Raw genomic sequence first — 16,998 nt, forward strand, 5'->3', positions numbered from 1 at the left:
GCTCGTTCCTCGCGGCTCCCGCCAGGCCCGCCACGACGCGGCACCACCACCCACCCCGCCCGGCGTCGTCTCGCCTTGGTCGTCCCTCGCCCGGGCGACCGCCCGCGGTGTCGGTCGGTCTCACTAGCACGTTGCCGCTTCGGCGTCCGGTCGCCGTAGAGCCTTCCCGCACCGTCCCTGCGCGGCGCCGCGGTCGCGGGATGTCGGTCGCGGGCGTCCGGCGAGCGGGCGGGGCTTGGTTCGTCCGGGGGTCTGACGGACGTTGATCGCCTGGTCGGTCTGCCGGGAGCGCCTGCCCGGCGGGTTGTCGGGCCGGGGTGGGCCGAGCGCGTCGGTCGTGGGGGGCGGTCGGTGCTGGGCTCGGGGCCGGGCCGGGGGGTCCGGGGGAATAACCTATACGTGCGTATGGTTATCGACCTCGGGCCGTGAGTGCGGCTCGTGGGAACGAACGAGGAGTGGACAGAGATGGTCGCCGCCGAGGGGATCGTCATCGACTGGGCGCAGATGCCCACGTACAACACCGTGATGTCCGTCGCCGTCGGCGCCGGGCTGATCCTGCTCGTCATGCTCGGCCGTGAGCTGCTGCGGTCGCCGGGGAAGGTCGTCGTCGAGGGGTGGTCGCTCGCGTTCGGCGTGCTCGGCACGATCCTCACGGCGACCGGGCTGCACATGACGCTCACGTGGCCGCTCGCCGCGGGCGGCTTCCCGTTCGACAACATCATCTTCGGCGAGACGAGCCTCGCGTTCGGCGTGCTGCTCCTCGCCGCCGCGTTCTACCTGTGGACGCGCGGCCGCGCCGCGCTCGAGCGGGCCGACGCCACCGAGCACCTGCAGGCCGTCGCGCGCCCCGTGTCGGTGTTCGTGCTCGGCATGGGCCTCGGGCTCGTCGCCATCGCGATCGCCGGCGTGACGTACCAGCTCTTCGCCGCGCCGCCGGAGGAGCGCATCTCGGGCGCGTTCGCCGCCTACCCGCTCGTCGAGGCGATCTTCATGTCCGGGCTCATCGCGCTCGTCGGCGTCGGCGCGATCCTCTTCCCGTTCGCGGTGCGCTCCGGTCGCCGGGTCGTCCGCGTCGTCATCGGGTGGGCATGGGGCCTGTCCGGCGTCGCGTTCCTGCTGTTCGGCGCCATGAACTTCTTCACCCACATCGGGCTCATCGTCAACACGATGGGCTGACGAGGGCCGCCGTCCAGCGGGCGGGCGGGACCCCGTGGGCCAGGACGGCTCGCGGGGTTCGCCTCGCGCGCGCGAGGCGTCATCATAGGGGCCATGCAATCACCGGTGCGCGCCGTGGCTCACGCCGCGGTCCTCGCCGTCGTCGCCGGGCTGTGCCTGGCCGTCGTCGCGAGCGGCGCGTTCGACGTCGTGTCGTTGCCCGACGCCGCCCCGGCCGCGGTGCCCTCGCCTCCCGCCGCGTCGGAGGGCGGGGACGCCGCCCCGGTGGACGACGGCGGCGCCGACGACGCTCCGGGGACCACGCCCGACGACGAGGCGGCCGAACCGGGGGACGAGGCCGAGGGCACGACGGCGGACCCTGCCGCCGCGACCGCCGTCGACCCGGTCTGCCGGGACGCGGAGGTCGCGTGGGGCGCCGCCGCCAAGGCGCAGGTGAACCTCACCGTCGAGCACCCCGAGGCGCTCGTCGAGGGGTTCACGACGGCCCGCGACACCCTCGCCGGGGCCTCGCCGCCCGGCGAGATCGCGCGCGACTGGGCCGTCGTGACGACCTATCTCACGATGATCGCCGACGAGGTCGAGGCGACCGGAGCGCGCGACACAGGTGAGCTGTCCCGGGCGATCGACCGCGTCGGGCGCCGCATCGACACGGGCGCCCTCACGTCGTCGTCCCGGGCGGTCACCGACTACTTCCGTGCGGGGTGCACCCGCTGATCGAGGGCAGGCAGGTCTTTCACCCCGTGGCGCTCGCCACATGGGGAGCGGTCCCCACCTCGGCGGTTTGGGGGCGCGCGAGGCGCCGCCATGGGAAACCATGGGGCACATGCGCAACCGACTGACGATCACGAAGACCACGACCGCCCTCGCGACGAGCGCCCTTCTCGTGCTCGGCCTCGCCGCCTGCGGCGGCTCGGGCGACGACGCGAGCACCGACTCCGAGACGACCGCGTCGGAGGAGACCACCCCGGCCGAGGACGAGTCCTCGGAGTCGGAGGACACCACGGAGGAGGAGACCGGCGACGCCGAGGCCTCGGGCGACTTCTGCACCGCCTACCAGACGCTCCTCGACGCCCAGAGCACGCTCGGCTCGATCGACACCAGCGACCCGGCCGGCGCCGTCACCGAGTTCGAGACGTTCACCGCGTCCCTCGAGGCGGCTGAGGCCCCCGCCGAGATCAGCGGTGACTGGGACACGGTCACGGGCGTGTTCCGCCAGCTCACCGACACGCTCGAGACCGCCGTGGACGACCCGGCCAGCGCCGACCTGTCGTCCATCACGTCGCTCATGACCGACGAGTCGTTCCAGACCTCCGCGCAGAACGTCGCGGTGTACGGCACGCAGAACTGCTGACGCCCCTGCTCCCTCCGGACCCCGGCCCGCCTCGGCGCGCCGGGGTCCGGCGCGTCCGGGGCCGGACCGGACGCCCCGCGCGCGGATCCGCCAGGATGGACCCATGCCTCCTGCCGACGCCGCCCCTGCCTCCTCCGCGCCCGCCCGGCCGGACGCCGTCGTGAGCCCGCCCCCGCCGGGCGCGGGCCTGGCCCCGGCGGAGCTCGCGGAGGCCGCGACGACGCTGCGGGCGGACCTCGCGGCGGCAGGCTTCACGGTCGACGGCGTCGAGCGGGTGCTGGGCCCGGTCGCCTCGGCCGCGCTGCACCGCGAGCAGGCCGTGCCCGCGCGGCGCGCGCTGCGGGGACGCGAGGGTGACCCCACGGCCGCGCTCGCCGCGCTGTTCCTCCTGGGCGACGACGTCCCGCGTGCCGCGGTCGACGCCGCCCTGGGGCGCACGGGGGTCGACGGCGCCCGGTGGCTCGGGCTGGTCGAGGCCGCGGGCGCGGCGGACGACGACGCCGTGCGCGCACTCGTGGACCTGCGGCCCTACGCGGCGTCGGACGCGGCGGGCTCGGTGACGTGGTGGCTCTCCTCGGACCTGGGCGAGCTCGCGACGGGTCGCCGGCTCGCGGCCGACCATGTGCTGGGCGCGGGCGGGGCGTCCCTGACGCTCGCGCAGGTGACGGTCCGCACCCCGGTCGGACGCGTGCTCGACCTCGGGACGGGCTGCGGGATCCAGGCCCTGCACGCCGCGCGGCACGCGCGGTCGGTCGTCGGCACCGACATCTCGCGGCGAGCCCTCGGGTTCGCGGCGTTCAACACGGCGTTCAACACGGCGTTCAACGTGCCGTTCGGCACGGGTGCGGCCGGGGCCACGGGGCGTGGCGCGGCGATCGAGTTCCGCGAGGGGTCGATGCTCGAGCCCGTCACGGGCGAGCGGTTCGACCTCGTCGTGTCGAACCCGCCGTTCGTCATCACACCCCGCGCGGGCGGCGCCGGCGCGCTGCCCGAGTACGAGTACCGCGACGGCGGGCGCGCGGGCGACGACGTCGTGCGCGACCTCGTGACGGGCGTCGCCGCGGTCCTCGCGCCGGGCGGCGTGGCCCAGCTCCTCGGCAACTGGGAGCACCGCCGCGGCGTCCCGTGGGACGAGCGCGTCGGGGAGTGGCTCGACGAGGCGGGGCTGGACGGCTGGGTGGTCCAGCGCGAGGTGCAGGACCCGGCCGAGTACGCGGAGACGTGGATCCGCGACGGCGGGACGACGCCGGAGCGCGAGCCCGGGGCCTGGGCCGCCGCCTACGCCGCGTGGCTCGACGACTTCGCGGCCCGCGACGTGGAGGCCGTCGGGTTCGGGATCGTGACGCTGCGGCGCCCGCTCGACGGCGCCCGCCCCACCCTGCGCCGGCTCGAGGAACGCACGGGGCCCGTCCGCCAGCCCCTCGGCGGTCACCTCGCGGCGGCGCTGGCGGCGCACGACTGGCTCACGGCGCGCGATGACGCCGCGCTCGCAGGCGCGCGCCTCGCCGTCGCGCCCGACGTGACCGAGGAGCGGTTCCACACGCCGGGCGCTGCTGACCCGACGGTCGTCCTGCTGCGTCAGGGCGACGGCTTCGGGCGGGCCGTCCAGGCGTCGACGGGGCTCGCGGCGCTCGTCGGGGCGAGCGACGGCGAGCTCGCCGTCGGGCAGCTCGTCGGGGCGATCGCCGCGCTCTTCGAGGTGCCGGCGGACGACCTCGCGGGCGAGCTGCTGCCGAGCGTGCGAGGCCTCGTGGGCGACGGGTTCCTGGTGCCGGTCGGCTGACACCCGGGTCCGGCGACGTTCGCGGTCGCGAGACGGGCGCGACAGGCGAGACAGGGCGGGCCCGCACCGATACGTTCGGGTGGCATGGACCTCGAGGTGCGGCACCTGCGCATGATCGTGGTGGTGGCCGAGTCGGGCAGCGTGACCAAGGCGGCGGCGTCGCTCGGCCTCGCGCAGCCCGCCCTCACCGCCCAGCTCAACCGGATCGACCGCACCCTGGGCGGGTGCGTGTTCACGCGCGACCGCCTGGGCGCGCGCCCGACCGAGCTCGGCGAGCTCGTGCTGCGGCACGCGCGCGTCGTGCTGCCCGCGATGGCGGCGCTCGTCGACGACGCGCGGCGGCACGTCTCCGACCGGTCGACGGCGGGTTCCGTCCGCGTGGGGACGGTGAGCTCCGCGATCGGCGGGCTGTTCGCGAGCCGCCTGCACGCGGCGCTGCCCGGCGCGCTCGGGGTGGACGACCTCCTCGTCACCACGGCGACGTCGTGGTCCGTCGAGGAGACGGCGGAGCGGCTGGCGGGCGGGACGCTCGACGTGGCGCTGGTCGGGATGTGCGGCGACGCGGCCCCGCCCGCGGACGGGGGCCTCGTCTGGACGGCGGTGTCGACGGACCCCGTCTTCGTGCTCGTCGACGAGTACCACCCGGTCGCGGCGCGGGACGCCGTCGGGCTGGGCGAGCTGGCCGACGCGCTGTGGCTCACGGCCCCGGGGAGCGGGTGCTTCGAGCGGTGCTTCGTGAGCGCGTGCGTGCGGGCGGGGTTCACGCCGCGGGCGATGGGGGAGTCGGACCGGACGTCGTGCATCGACCAGGTGCGCGGCGGGCACGCGGTCGCGCTCGTCCAGCCCGTGCTGCTCGACGCGCCCGGCGTGCGGACGGTCGCGCTCGACGGCGCCCCGCTGCGCTGGACGCACCACGTGGGCTGGCGCCGCGACGCGGCCGAGCGTCTGCCGGTCGACGCGATCGCGCGCGCCGCCGCGGGGGCGCACCGCGACGCGGTGCAGCGCTCGCCGCGCTACCGGCGCTGGCGTGCCGAGCACCCGGTGGAGATCGCGTAGGGGCGAGCCCGCACATAGCGCCCGCGTATGACCTGATCGCGATCTGGGCGTGGGCTGGACGTCTCCCTAGCGTGGCCTTCGACCGGGCCACCCGGGCCCGGCGAAGGGAATGGACGACATGACACGACCACTCCGCAGGAGGATCGCCGCGGTCACCGCCGCCGCGACGCTCCTGACGGGCGCGGCCGCGACGCACGCCGTCGCGGGCACGCCCGCCCCCGAGGACCAGCGCGCGACGGTGCGCGCGGTCCCCAAGACGACCCCCGGCCTGGAGCGTGCGCTGCAGCGCGACCTGGGCCTCAGCGCGCGGGACGCACGGACGCGTCTCGCCTTCCAGTCCGACGCGGCGGGCACCGAGGCGGCGCTCGAGCGTCGTCTGGGCGCCGACTTCGCGGGCGCCTGGGTCGACGACTCCGCGAACGTCCTCTACGTCGGCGTCACCGACGCCGCCGACGCCCGTGCGGTGCGGGCCGAGGGCGCCACCGCCGTGACCGTGGACCACACGCTCGCGGACCTCGAGTCCTGGCGCGCGACCCTCGACGGCGCGCTCGCCGACGACCCGGCGGCGCTGCCGGGCTGGTACGTCGACGTGACGCGCAACCGCGTCGTCGTCTCCGTCCGCGAGGGTGGCGAGTCGGACGTCGCCGCGCAGGTCGCGGCGGCGGGCGTGCCCGCGGACGCGGTGGCGTACGAGGAGACGGCCGAGGTGCCCCGGCCGCTGATCGACGTCGTCGGCGGCAACGCCTACACGATCGGTGGCGGCACGCGGTGCTCCGTCGGGTTCGCGGTCCAGGGCGGGTTCGTCACCGCCGGGCACTGCGGCTCGGTCGGCGCGCGCACGTCGGGCCCCGCCGGCACGTTCCGCGGGTCGAGCTTCCCCGGCAACGACTACGCCTGGGTCCAGGTCGACGCGGGCAACACGCCGGTCGGCGCGGTGAACAACTACGCCGGCGGCCGCGTGGCCGTGGCCGGGGCGACGCAGGCACCGGTCGGCGCGTCGGTGTGCCGGTCGGGCTCGACCACCGGCTGGCACTGCGGGACGGTCCTCGCGTACAACGCCTCGGTCACGTACGCGCAGGGCACCATCACCGGCCTCATCCGCACGAACGTGTGCGCCGAGCCGGGCGACTCCGGCGGCTCGCTGCTCGCGGGCAACCAGGCGCAGGGCGTCACCTCCGGCGGGTCCGGCAGCTGCAGCACCGGCGGCACGACGTACTTCCAGCCCGTCGGGGAGATCCTCTCCGCGTACGGGCTCACGCTCGTCACGAGCGACGGCGGGGGCGGCGACCCCGAGCCCCCGACCGGCTGCGCCGGCTACGCCCGGACGTACACCGGCACGCTCTCGGCCGGGGCGACGGCCGTCCAGCCGAACGGGTCGTACTACACGGCCGCGACCGCGGGCTCCCACCGCGGCTGCGTCACGGGCCCGGCCGGCAGCGACTACGACCTGTACCTGCAGCAGTGGAACGGGTACTCGTGGGTGACGGTCGCGCAGTCCACGTCGCCGGGTGCCAACGAGTCCCTGACGTACGACGGCGCGGCGGGCTACTACCGGTTCGTCGTGCACGCCTACGCGGGCTCGGGCGCCTACTCGCTGGCCACGACAACCCCCTGAGCCCCTGACCGTCTGACCCCGTCCGCGTCGAGCACGAGGTTGCTGTCGTTCCCGTCCTCTTTCCGGGAGCAACCTCGTGCTCGACGGCGTGCAGGGACGTGTTCGGCGTGGCTCGCCGCATGCCGGGGTCCCGTCAGGCCAGCAGCGCCGGGCCGTACTTGAGCACCACGAGGATCGCGAGACCCACGAGCCACGCCGCCACCAGGTAGCCGAAGGCCCCCGAGCGCACGAACCCGAGCAGCCGTGCCTGCGCGGCCCGCGGCAGGTACAGGTTGTCCTCCAGGACGTTCCAGTGCAGGAGCGAAGCGAAGACGAGCGTGGTCGAGACCGTGATGAGCAGGCACCACGGGCACAGCGCGCCGATGACGAACATCGACTGGGAGAAGAGCCAGTAGGCGAACACGACGCCGAGGAAGTAGACGCACTGGGCGGCGAAGAGGAACCAGCGGGGGAACCGCGTCCCGCCCAGCGCCGCGACCGCCGTCGTGATGACGATGGGCTCCGCGATCAGGCCGAGGAACGCGTTGGGGAAGCCGAACACCTGCGCCTGCCACGACTGGGCGACCGTCCCGCACGACAGCACGGTGTTGACGTCGCACGCGAGCGTGGCGGTGGGGTTGGCGGCCAGGACCACGGCGTCGTACGACAGCACGAACGCCGCGGTGAGGCTGAGCAGGCCGAACAGCAGCATCTCGCCGAACAGGACGCCGCGGGAGTGGGTCCAGCCGGTGGGGCGGGTGAACGGGTCGAACGCCGCGTCCTGCGCATCCCCCGGGCCCGACGGCGTCCGGCCCGGGCGCGGTTCGTCCGTCAGGGCGGTGGTCGTTCCGGTCACGGGCGGTCCTCGGGTCCGCGGGGCCCCGCCGGGTCGGGGGACGCCCCGGCGGGCGGGCAGAAGGTGGCGCCGGCCGGCAGGGTGGGCGCGCTGCCGGCTCGGCGCCGCACCCAGGTTACGAACCCCGCACCCGCCGCCGACAGGGACCATGGTCCCGGATCCTGGCCGCCGAACCCGCCGAACCCGCCCCGCCACCGGTCGAACACGACATGAGGGACGTCGAGGGGCCGAGAGCGACCGCCGTGTCGTGCTCGACGGGGCGTCGTGTCGTTCTCGGCCGAGGTGTGCGACGACGGTGGGTCGTCACGGCGGTAGGGGCGTCCCCGCCTAAGATCTGGGGGCGCCCGCGCTCCCCGCGGAGCGAACCGGCCCGAGCCCCACCCGCCCGAGAGGACCTGCGTGCAGCACGACGACGTCGACTCCCTGCGGCGGTCGAGCGCGGCGTGGCGGCTCCTGCGCGCGGACACGGCGCCGCTCGTGCTGTCGTTCCTCGGCACCCTGTTCGTCGAGGACAACGTGCGCGCGATCCCCGAGAGCGAGCTCGTCGCGCGGCTCGACGACCACCTGTGGGCGGTCGACGGCCGGTCCGCACGAGCCTCCGGAGCAGAGCCGCGGTACCCGCGACCCCCGCAGGCGTACGTCGACCACTGGGCGCACCCCGACCAGGGCTGGCTGCGCGCCTGGTACCCACCGGGCTCGGCCGAGCCCCACTACGACGCGACGCCCGCCGTCGAGCAGGCCGTGCGCTGGGTCGCGTCGCTGCGCGGGCGCGGGTTCGTGGGCACCGAGTCGCGGCTCAACACCGTGTTCGAGCTCCTGCGCCAGCTCGCCGTCGGGACCCAGACCGACCCGGCGGAGCGCCTGCGCGAGCTCGAGGAGCGCCGTGCGGCGATCGACGACGAGATCGCCCAGGTGCGTGCCGGGCGCGTCGCCGTGCTCGACGCGGCGGCGCAGCGCGACCGCTACCAGCAGCTCACGCAGACCGCCGCCGACCTGCTCTCCGACTTCCGGGAGGTCGAGGCGAACTTCCGCTCGCTCGACCGCGAGCTGCGCGAGCGCATCACCGGCTGGGACGGCGCCAAGGGCGAGCTGCTGGAGGAGGTCGTGCGGTCGCGCACGGCCATCGCGGAGTCCGACCAGGGCCGCTCGTTCCACGCGTTCTACGACTTCCTGCTCGACCGTCGCCGCCAGGAGGAGTTCGCCGCGCTCGTCGAGCGCGTGCAGTCCCTCGACGCGATCGCGCCCGACGTCGTCCGGCCGGCCCCGGGGGCGCCCGGGCCGGACGTGGACGCCGCCGCGACGGACGCGGCGGCGCGGGAGCAGGAGCACCGCCGGCTACGGCGCGTGCACTACGACTGGCTCGACGCCGGCGAGCGCACGCAGGCGACCGTGCGCACCCTCTCGGAGCAGCTCCGCCGCTTCCTCGACGACCAGGTCTGGCTCGAGAACCGGCGGGTCATGGACATCCTGCGCGGCGTGGAGGCCAAGGCGCTCGCCGCGCGCGACGTCGCCCGCAGGGCGGGAGGACCCCCGGGAATGACGGTCGACGCCGTCGCGCCGGAGATCGTCCTGCCGACCGAGCGACCGCTCTTCACGCCGCGCCCCACGGCCCGGCTCGACTCGGACCACGTCGAGGCCGGCGACGACGACTTCGAGGTCGACGCGCTGTACGACCAGGTGCACGTCGACCCGGAGCGCCTCGCGCGCACGGTCCGCGCGACGCTCTCCCGGCCGGGCGGCCCGGGGGAGGTCGCGCTCGCCGACCTGCTCGCCGACGCGCCGCTCGAGCACGGACTGGCGGAGCTCGTGACGTACCTGTCGCTGGAGGACCCGCGCTTCGTCGTCGTGCACGACGAGGAGCGCACCGACGAGGTGCGCTGGGAGGGCGAGGCCCCGACCGGGCCCGTCGCCGAGGACGGGGCGCCGGACCCCGTGGTGCGCGTCGCTCGCCTACCGCGCGTCACCTACGCGCGGCGCACCGGGGCGGGCGGCCCGCCGCGCGACCCGGTGCCCGTGCCGAGCACCCCGCCAGGCCAGCAGCCCCACGACACCGACCCGGCCCCGGAGGAGACCCCGTGAGCACGACCCGCACCGCGCGCGACCCGGAGCTGTCCGTCGTCGTGACGTCGCTGCTCAAGGGCGTCGTCTACCGCGAGTCCGGCGAGGCGCTGTGGCGCGACCTGCTCGCGCGCGAGGCGCAGGTGCGCGACACGGTCGCGATGATGGGCCTGCAGGTCGTCGTCGACGAGGGCGACGGCTACGCCTACCTGCGCTCGCAGCCCGAGCACGAGCGCGACGAGCGCGTGCCGCGCCTCATCCCGCGCCGCGAGCTGCCGTTCGACGTGAGCCTGCTGCTCGCGCTGCTGCGCAAGCGGCTCGCGCAGGCGGACTCCGAGGGCGGTGACACGCGGCTCGTGCTCGCGCGCACGGAGATCGTCGACCTGCTGCGGGTGTTCCTCGCGCAGGACGCCGGCGCGGCGGCCAACGAGGCCAGGCTGGTGGACCGCGTGGACGGGCTCGTGCGGCGCGTCGTCGAGCTGGGCTTCCTGCGCCCGGCGGGCCGCCCCGACCCGGACGGCTCGCCCGCCGGGGGTGCCCCGGGCGAGGACGGCGACCCGGCCTCCGGCGACGCTCGGCGGTACGAGGTGCGTCGCATCCTCAAGGCGTTCGTCGACGCGCAGTGGCTCGCGGACTTCGACGCGCGCCTCGCGCAGTACCTGGAGCTCGCCGCGGACGGCGCCGGGACGGGACCGGGGTCGCGCGCGGGCGCAGCGGCCACCGGGACGAGCGCAGGGACGGGCGCAGGGACGAGCGCGAGCACGACGACGAGGACGGTGGCGTGATGGAGGGCCTGTTCAGCGCGGTCGAGCTGCACGACCCGGCGGCGGACCTCGACGCCCGGGCGGGCTTCCGCCTCGAACGGCTGGAGGTGCTCAACTGGGGCACGTTCGACCAGCGCGTGTGGGCGTTCGACCTCGACGGGCGCAACGCGCTCCTCACGGGCGACATCGGGTCGGGCAAGTCGACGATCGTCGACGCCGTGACGACGCTGCTCGTGCCGTCGCACCGCATCTCCTACAACAAGGCGGCCGGGGCGGGCGCGCGCGAGCGGTCCCTGCGGTCGTACGTCGCGGGGCACTACAAGTCGGAGCGCGACGAGGCGACGGGCACGACGCGCCACGTCGGGCTGCGTGAGCGCGGCACGTACTCGGTCGTGCTGGGACGGTTCTCCAACCGCGGGTTCGACCAGGAGGTCACGCTCGCCCAGGTGTTCTGGCTCGCGCCGGGGCAGTCGGGCCAGCCCGACCGGTTCTTCGTCACCGCGGACCGTCCGCTGACGATCACCGAGGACTTCGCCGGGTTCGGCGGCGACGTGGCGGCGCTGCGACGTCGCCTGCGCGAGTCGGGCGCCCAGGTGCGCGACCACTTCCCCGAGTACGGGCGCGACTTCCGTCGTCTGCTCGGCATCCCGTCGGAGCAGGCCATGGACCTGTTCCACCAGACGGTGTCGATGAAGTCGGTAGGCGACCTCGGCGAGTTCGTGCGCGAGCACATGCTCGAGCCGTTCGACGCGGACCGCTGGACGGACCGGCTCGTCGCGCACTTCGACGACCTCACGAGCGCGCACGACGCCGTCGTGCGGGCCACCGCGCAGATCGAGCGGCTCGCGCCGCTGCTCGCGGACTGCGACGCGCACGACGCGCTGGGGGAGCGGTCTGCCGCGCTCGTGGCGCGCCGCGACGCCCTGCGCGCGTTCACGGCCTCGCGGCGGGTGGCCGACCTCGACGGGCTCATCGGCGCCCTCGACGAGCGCGTCGCGGACGGCGAGTCCCGCCGCCAGCGGGTCGGTGACGAGCTGGGGCTCCTCGCGGCCGAGCGGCAGCGGCTCGAGCTCGAGCGCGCGGGGCACGGCGGCGACCGGCTCGCGGCGATCGAGGGCGAGGTCGCGCGCCGCGAGGTCGAGCGCGCCGCGCGCGAGCGCCGCGTCGCCCAGCTCGCGGGCTACGCCGCCGCGGCGGGCCTGACGCTCGGCGGCCCGGACGGTGCCGAACCCGGGGTCTTTCCCCAGGGCGAGGACGTCGTGGGGAGCAAGCCAGGGTTCGGCGGAGGGGCGGCAGGCGTGGCTGCCGCGCTCGTCGACGCCGCGGCGTTCGCCGCGCTGCGGCGTGCGGCCGACGACGCCGCGGTGCGCGTGCGCGACGACCTCGCCCGGGCGGAGGAGCGGGCGAGCGAGGTCGCCGCGGAGCTGCGCGCCGTCGAGCAGGAGACCGCCGACGTCAAGGCCGAGCTCGCGAGCCTCGCGGACCGCCGATCCAACCTGCCGCGCACCCACCTGGAGGTGCGCGACCGGCTGTGCGCCGGCGTCGGGCTCTCCCCGGCGGACGTGCCGTTCGTCGGCGAGCTGCTCGCGGTGCGCCCCGAGCACGCCGACTGGGAGGGCGCGGCCGAGCGCGTGCTGCGCGGTTTCGCGCTCTCGTTGCTCGTGCCGGCCGCGCACTACGACGCCGTGTCCGCGTGGGTCGACCGCGAGCACCTGGGCCTGCGGCTCGTGTACCACCGGGTGCCGGAGCGCGTCCCGGCTGCCCGGCCCGCGCCGCGCGACGACGTCCCGCTGCTCGCCGACCTGCTCGACGTGCGGCAGCTCGACGACGCGCCGTCCCTCACGGCGTGGGTCGAGGCCGAGCTGGAGCGGCGCGCCGACCACGCGTGCGCGCCGGACCTCGACGCGTTCCGCCGCCTCCCGCGCGCGATCACGCGCGCGGGCCAGGTGAAGCACTCGCCGGACCACCACGAGAAGAACGACACGCGTGCCGTCGACGACCGCCGCGGCTACGTGCTCGGCTGGTCGACGCAGGCCAAGATCGACGCGCTGCTGGAGCAGGCGGCCGAGGTGACCGCGCGGCGCGACACGCTCGCGCGGCGCCGCGACGAGGCCGCCGCCGCCCGGAGCGACCTCCAGGCGCGCTCGGCCGCGCTCGGCCGGCTCGACGTCTACCGGGACTGGGACGAGCTCGACCGCGGTGCCGAGACGGCGCGCATCGCCGAGCTCGCCGAGGAGAAGCGGCGGCTCGAGCAGGCGAGCGACGAGCTCGGCCGGATCGCGACGCTGCTCGACGACAACGCGCGCCGCCACGACGAGCTCGAGGCCGAGCGCGACCGCGTCGTCGCGACGCTCGGCGCCGACCGGCACGCGCTCGACGAGGCGCGCACCGCGCGCGAGCGGGCGCGGGCCGTGCTCGACGGCGCGGGCGAGGCGCTCGACGAGGAGACGACGGCCGCCCTCACCGCGGAGTTCGACCGCGAGCTCGCGGCGGTCGGCGCGGCCGGCGCCGACCGGGACGGTGTCGGCCGGGACGGCGCGACCGGCCCGACGCGCACGGCCGACCTGGACGCCGTCGAGAACGCGGTGCGCTCGCGGCTCACCGCCGAGGCCGAGCAGGCGCAGCGCGAGCGCGCGGACCTCGGGACGCGGATCGCGGGGCAGATGGCCTCGTTCCGGTCGGCGTACCCGGTCGAGACGGCGGAGCTCGACGCGGACGTGCGCTCGGCCGACGGCTACCGCGAGATCCACGACCGGCTCGTGCGCGACGACCTCCCGCGGTTCGAGGCCGACTTCAAGGCGTACCTCAACACGAACGCGATCCGCGACATCGCCGGCTTCGCGGCCGAGCTCGCCAAGCAGGCCGACGTCATCCGCGACCGGATCGACACGATCAACGACTCGCTCCGCGCGATCGACTACAACCCGGGCCGGTACATCCGCCTGGAGATGTCGCGCACGCCCAACCTCGAGGTGCGCGAGTTCCAGCAGGACCTGCGCGCGTGCACCGACGGCGACGGGATCCTCGCCGAGGACGACCGCGCGCTCGCCGAGGGCGACGGGTCGCTCGCCGACGGCGCGCTGTCGTACTCGGAGGACCGGTTCCTGCGGGTCAAGGCGCTCGTCGAGCGGTTCCGTGGTCGCGAGGGCATGACGGACCTCGACGAGGCGTGGCGCCGCCGCGTGACCGACGTCCGCAACTGGTTCGTGCTCTCCGCGTCGGAGCGCTCGCGCGCCGACGACTCCGAGCACGAGCACTACTCCGACTCCGGCGGCAAGTCCGGCGGCCAGAAGGAGAAGCTCGCGTACACCGTGCTCGCGGCGTCCCTCGCCTACCAGTTCAAGCTCGACTGGGGCGCGGTGCGGTCGACGGCGTTCCGGTTCGTCGTCATCGACGAGGCGTTCGGTCGGGGGTCGGACGAGTCGACCCGGTTCGCGCTCGAGCTGTTCCGCCGCCTCGGGCTGCAGCTGCTCATCGTCACGCCGCTGCAGAAGATCCACGTCATCGAGCCCTACATCTCGGCCGTCGGGTTCGTCGACAATCCCTCGGGGCGGTCCTCTCGCCTGCGGACCCTGTCGATCGCCGCCTACCGCGACGGTCGCACGACCGGCGAGGCGCCGCCGTCGGACGCCGGACTCGAGACCGCAGCGGAGCCCGAGCCCGCCGCGAGGTAGAGCCCCGGTCACGCGAGAAGACTCCGGTCGCGCGAGGGGAACGCTGGTCCCGGCGAGGTTCCCTGAGCGGACGCCGTGCCCGACGACGACCGTCAGTCGAGCGGGCGCGGTCGCCGGGCCCCGGCGAGGGTCGAGGCGAGGATCGCCTCGATCGCGAACGCGGTCGACTCGGCGAGGTCCACGGCGTCGGGGTCGAGCAGCCACTGGGTCTGGAGGCCGTCCATCGCGCCGATGATCGTGGAGGCGGCGAGGTCGAGCGCGGCGTCGGTGAGCTCGTAGTCCGTCTCGGTGTCGCCCGCGGCGCGGCGCTCCTCGACCACCTCGCGCAGCGCGCCCGCGATGTCGGCCCGCAGACCGGTGAAGCGTTCGGTGACCCAGGCGCTCGCCGGGTGGCCGTCGGTGACGGCCTCGCCCGTGAGCACGGTGTACGCCTGGACGATCCCGGGCCGCTCGGCGTTGATCGCGGCGGTCTTGACCAGGTGCCGGAACAGGTCGAGCCCGCCGGGGATGTGCTGCCCCTCGAGGTGCTCGACGTCGACGCGGTCCCGGAACTCCAGCACCTCGGTGAGCAGGCGGTCCTTGGAACCGAAGTGGTGCAGCACCCCGGCGTGCGTGATGCCGACCTGCTCGGCGACCTCGGCGAGCGAGCCCTGGTGGTAGCCCTTGGACCCGAACACGCGCATCGCCGCACGCAGGATCTCCTCGCGGCGCTCGAGCGTCGCGGGGCGGGTGCGGCGGGGGCGGGGCGTCCGTGCGGGGGCGGCGTCGGTGGCGCTCCGCGCGGGGGTGGCGTCGGTCATGACGGCAACCATACTGCGACCCACCCGCTCTTACTGACGAGTTAGTAATGTGTGGTTGAATCGCCTCCGGAATGGCGTCGAGGGCGACGGAGCGCCCGGCGTCGCCGCAGATCACGGACTCGCCGAGGAGCCCCGCGTGACCACTCGTTCCGTCACCTGCCGTACCGTCCGCGCCGTGCCGCGTCGCGCGGCCGTCGCGGTCGCCGTCGCGGTCGCCGTCGCTGTGCCGGTCGCGCTCGTCGCCGCGGCGTGCGGTCTCGTGGCCCCGACCGACGAGCCCACGCCGACGGCCGTCCCCGCCGTGCTGACGATCGGGATGCCCAACTCGGTGGACGAGGAGGACAACAACCCCTTCGACAGCGGGTCCGCCGCGCAGAAGCTCGGCTACGCGAACGTCCTCTACGAGCCGCTCGCGCAGATCAACCTCGTCGACCCGGCCCAGGACCCGACCCCCTGGCTCGCGAGCGAGTGGTCCTGGGACGCGGGCTACACGGAGCTGCGGGTCACGGTCCGCGAGGGCGTGCTCTGGTCCGACGGCGAGCCCCTCACGCCCGACGACGTCGCCTTCACGTTCGGGCTCCGCAGGGACGTCCCCGCGCTCAACCCGGACCTCCTCCCGTACGACGACGTGCGCGTCGAGGGGAGGGACGTCGTCGTGACGTTCGGGAGCGGCCAGTACGTCAACCGCACCAAGGCGATCAACACGTTCGTCGTGCCCGAGCACGTGTGGGCCGACCGCCTCGCCGAGACCCTCCTGGAGGACCCGAACGTCGACCCGGTCGGCACGGGGCCGTACGTCCTCGAGGAGTTCACGACCGACGGTGCCACGCTCGTCGCCCGGGACGACTACTGGGGCGGTCCGCTCGCCGTCCCGGAGCTGCGATACGTCGCGTTCCCGGACAACGACTCCCTCACCGCGGCGTACGTGAGCGGCGAGGTGCAGTGGGGCTGGGCGTACATCCCCGGCTACGAGCGGGTCTATCTCGCCGCCGACCCCGAGCACCTCCACCAGTTCGCCCCGACCGGTCTGGCGATCGACGCGCTCTTCCTCAACACGCAGGTGCCGCCGTTCGACGACGTCGCCGTGCGCCGCGCGTTGAACATCGTGCTCGACCGCGAGGACATCTCGAACTACGCCACCTCCGGCGTCTGGCCCGCGCTGCGCAGCGCGACCGGGCTGCCGCTGCCGGCCGGCGAGCCGTTCCTCGCTCCGGACCTCGCCGACCGGCGCCTCACGGTCGACGTCCCGGGTGCCACCGCGATCCTCGAGGACGCCGGGTACGACCTGGTGGACGGCGTCCTCCAGGACGAGGACGGCGTGCCCGTCACGTTCACGCTGACGAACCCCTCCGGGTGGACCGACTACATGTGGGAGCTCGAGGCGGTCAAGGACGCGGCCGCGCGGCTCGGCATCGTCGCGACGGTGGAGGGGCAGGACGAGGCCGAGTGGTTCGACAAGATCGGCACGGGCGACTTCCAGGCGTCGATGCACTGGACCGACGGCGGCGCGACGCCCTGGGACACGTACTCCAGCCAGATGAACGGCGCCCACCTGCGCCCGCTCGGCACCAGCGCCGACGCGAACTTCGGCCGGTTCCAGGACCCCGACGCGGACGCCGCGTTCCTGGTCTACGCCTCCTCGACCGACGCGGCGGAGCGCGCGGCCGCGCTGGCGACGATCCAGCACGTCTACGTCGACCAGGTCCCCGCGATCCCGCTCCTCGGGCGCCCGACGGCCGCCCAGTACTCGACCGTCGCCTACACCGGGTTCCCGTCGGACGCCGACCCGTACGCGTCGCCGCAGCCGACCAGCCCGGCCGCGTCGCTGATCCTCACGCGCCTCGTCCCGAGCGCAGGGGAGTAGCGCGCGGAGCCTCTTCCCGTCC

At 75.2% G+C, this 16,998-nt stretch carries 12 protein-coding genes; 10 read left to right on the forward strand and 2 right to left on the reverse strand.

Annotated features, from left to right (window positions below):
* Positions 1 to 465: 465 nt before the first annotated feature.
* From ACTJIY_RS06825 to ACTJIY_RS06850, 6 genes are all read left to right on the forward strand, one after another.
* Positions 466 to 1,176, forward strand: a complete 711-nt coding sequence (locus ACTJIY_RS06825) for a DUF981 family protein (protein ID WP_440673949.1) — start codon at positions 466 to 468, stop codon at positions 1,174 to 1,176.
* Between the two features lie 93 nt (positions 1,177 to 1,269).
* Positions 1,270 to 1,890: a hypothetical protein gene (locus tag ACTJIY_RS06830; RefSeq protein ID WP_440673950.1), complete on the forward strand. Its 621-nt coding sequence runs from the start codon at positions 1,270 to 1,272 to the stop codon at positions 1,888 to 1,890.
* A 109-nt stretch (positions 1,891 to 1,999) separates the two neighbouring features.
* On the forward strand, positions 2,000 to 2,527 hold the full coding sequence (locus ACTJIY_RS06835) for a hypothetical protein (RefSeq protein ID WP_253055296.1): 528 nt from the start codon (positions 2,000 to 2,002) through the stop codon (positions 2,525 to 2,527).
* A gap of 103 nt (positions 2,528 to 2,630) precedes the next feature.
* Entirely contained in the window at positions 2,631 to 4,310 is a 1,680-nt protein-coding gene (locus tag ACTJIY_RS06840; protein ID WP_440673951.1) for a DUF7059 domain-containing protein, read from the forward strand.
* An 84-nt stretch (positions 4,311 to 4,394) separates the two neighbouring features.
* Positions 4,395 to 5,366, forward strand: coding sequence for a LysR family transcriptional regulator (locus ACTJIY_RS06845; protein WP_353707574.1), 972 nt, complete (start codon positions 4,395 to 4,397; stop codon positions 5,364 to 5,366).
* 118 nt (positions 5,367 to 5,484) lie between these two features.
* Positions 5,485 to 6,981, forward strand: coding sequence for a S1 family peptidase (locus ACTJIY_RS06850; RefSeq protein ID WP_440673952.1), 1,497 nt, complete (start codon positions 5,485 to 5,487; stop codon positions 6,979 to 6,981).
* A 133-nt stretch (positions 6,982 to 7,114) separates the two neighbouring features.
* On the opposite strand, the gene ACTJIY_RS06855 is transcribed toward ACTJIY_RS06850, so the two are convergent.
* The gene (locus ACTJIY_RS06855; protein ID WP_440673953.1) at positions 7,115 to 7,816 is read right to left on the reverse strand and encodes a vitamin K epoxide reductase family protein; all 702 of its coding nucleotides are present in this window, start codon (positions 7,814 to 7,816) and stop codon (positions 7,115 to 7,117) included.
* A 399-nt stretch (positions 7,817 to 8,215) separates the two neighbouring features.
* Between ACTJIY_RS06855 and ACTJIY_RS06860 the strand changes: the two genes are divergently transcribed.
* Genes ACTJIY_RS06860 through ACTJIY_RS06870 form a run of 3 tightly spaced genes read left to right on the forward strand, consistent with a single transcriptional unit; the run spans position 8,216 to position 14,312 of the window.
* The gene (locus ACTJIY_RS06860; protein WP_439159026.1) at positions 8,216 to 9,895 is read left to right on the forward strand and encodes a DUF3375 domain-containing protein; all 1,680 of its coding nucleotides are present in this window, start codon (positions 8,216 to 8,218) and stop codon (positions 9,893 to 9,895) included.
* On the forward strand, positions 9,892 to 10,659 hold the full coding sequence (locus ACTJIY_RS06865; RefSeq protein ID WP_253055302.1) for a DUF4194 domain-containing protein: 768 nt from the start codon (positions 9,892 to 9,894) through the stop codon (positions 10,657 to 10,659). Before ACTJIY_RS06860 ends, ACTJIY_RS06865 begins: the two co-directional genes overlap by 4 nt.
* The gene (locus ACTJIY_RS06870) at positions 10,659 to 14,312 is read left to right on the forward strand and encodes an ATP-binding protein (protein WP_440674032.1); all 3,654 of its coding nucleotides are present in this window, start codon (positions 10,659 to 10,661) and stop codon (positions 14,310 to 14,312) included. The genes ACTJIY_RS06865 and ACTJIY_RS06870 overlap by 1 nt, the downstream gene beginning before the upstream one ends.
* 92 nt (positions 14,313 to 14,404) lie before the next feature.
* Here ACTJIY_RS06870 and ACTJIY_RS06875 read toward each other — a convergent pair whose 3' ends face one another.
* Positions 14,405 to 15,112: a TetR/AcrR family transcriptional regulator gene (locus ACTJIY_RS06875; RefSeq protein WP_253055303.1), complete on the reverse strand. Its 708-nt coding sequence runs from the start codon at positions 15,110 to 15,112 to the stop codon at positions 14,405 to 14,407.
* Between the two features lie 136 nt (positions 15,113 to 15,248).
* Here ACTJIY_RS06875 and ACTJIY_RS06880 point away from each other — a divergent pair, with 136 nt between their 5' ends.
* Complete coding sequence (locus ACTJIY_RS06880) at positions 15,249 to 16,976, forward strand: ABC transporter substrate-binding protein (protein WP_440673954.1); 1,728 nt, start codon at positions 15,249 to 15,251, stop codon at positions 16,974 to 16,976.
* Positions 16,977 to 16,998: the final 22 nt, after the last annotated feature.

The sequence above is a fragment of the Cellulosimicrobium sp. 22598 genome, assembly GCF_052044445.1.
Classification (GTDB): Bacteria; Actinomycetota; Actinomycetes; order Actinomycetales; family Cellulomonadaceae; genus Cellulosimicrobium; species Cellulosimicrobium cellulans_G.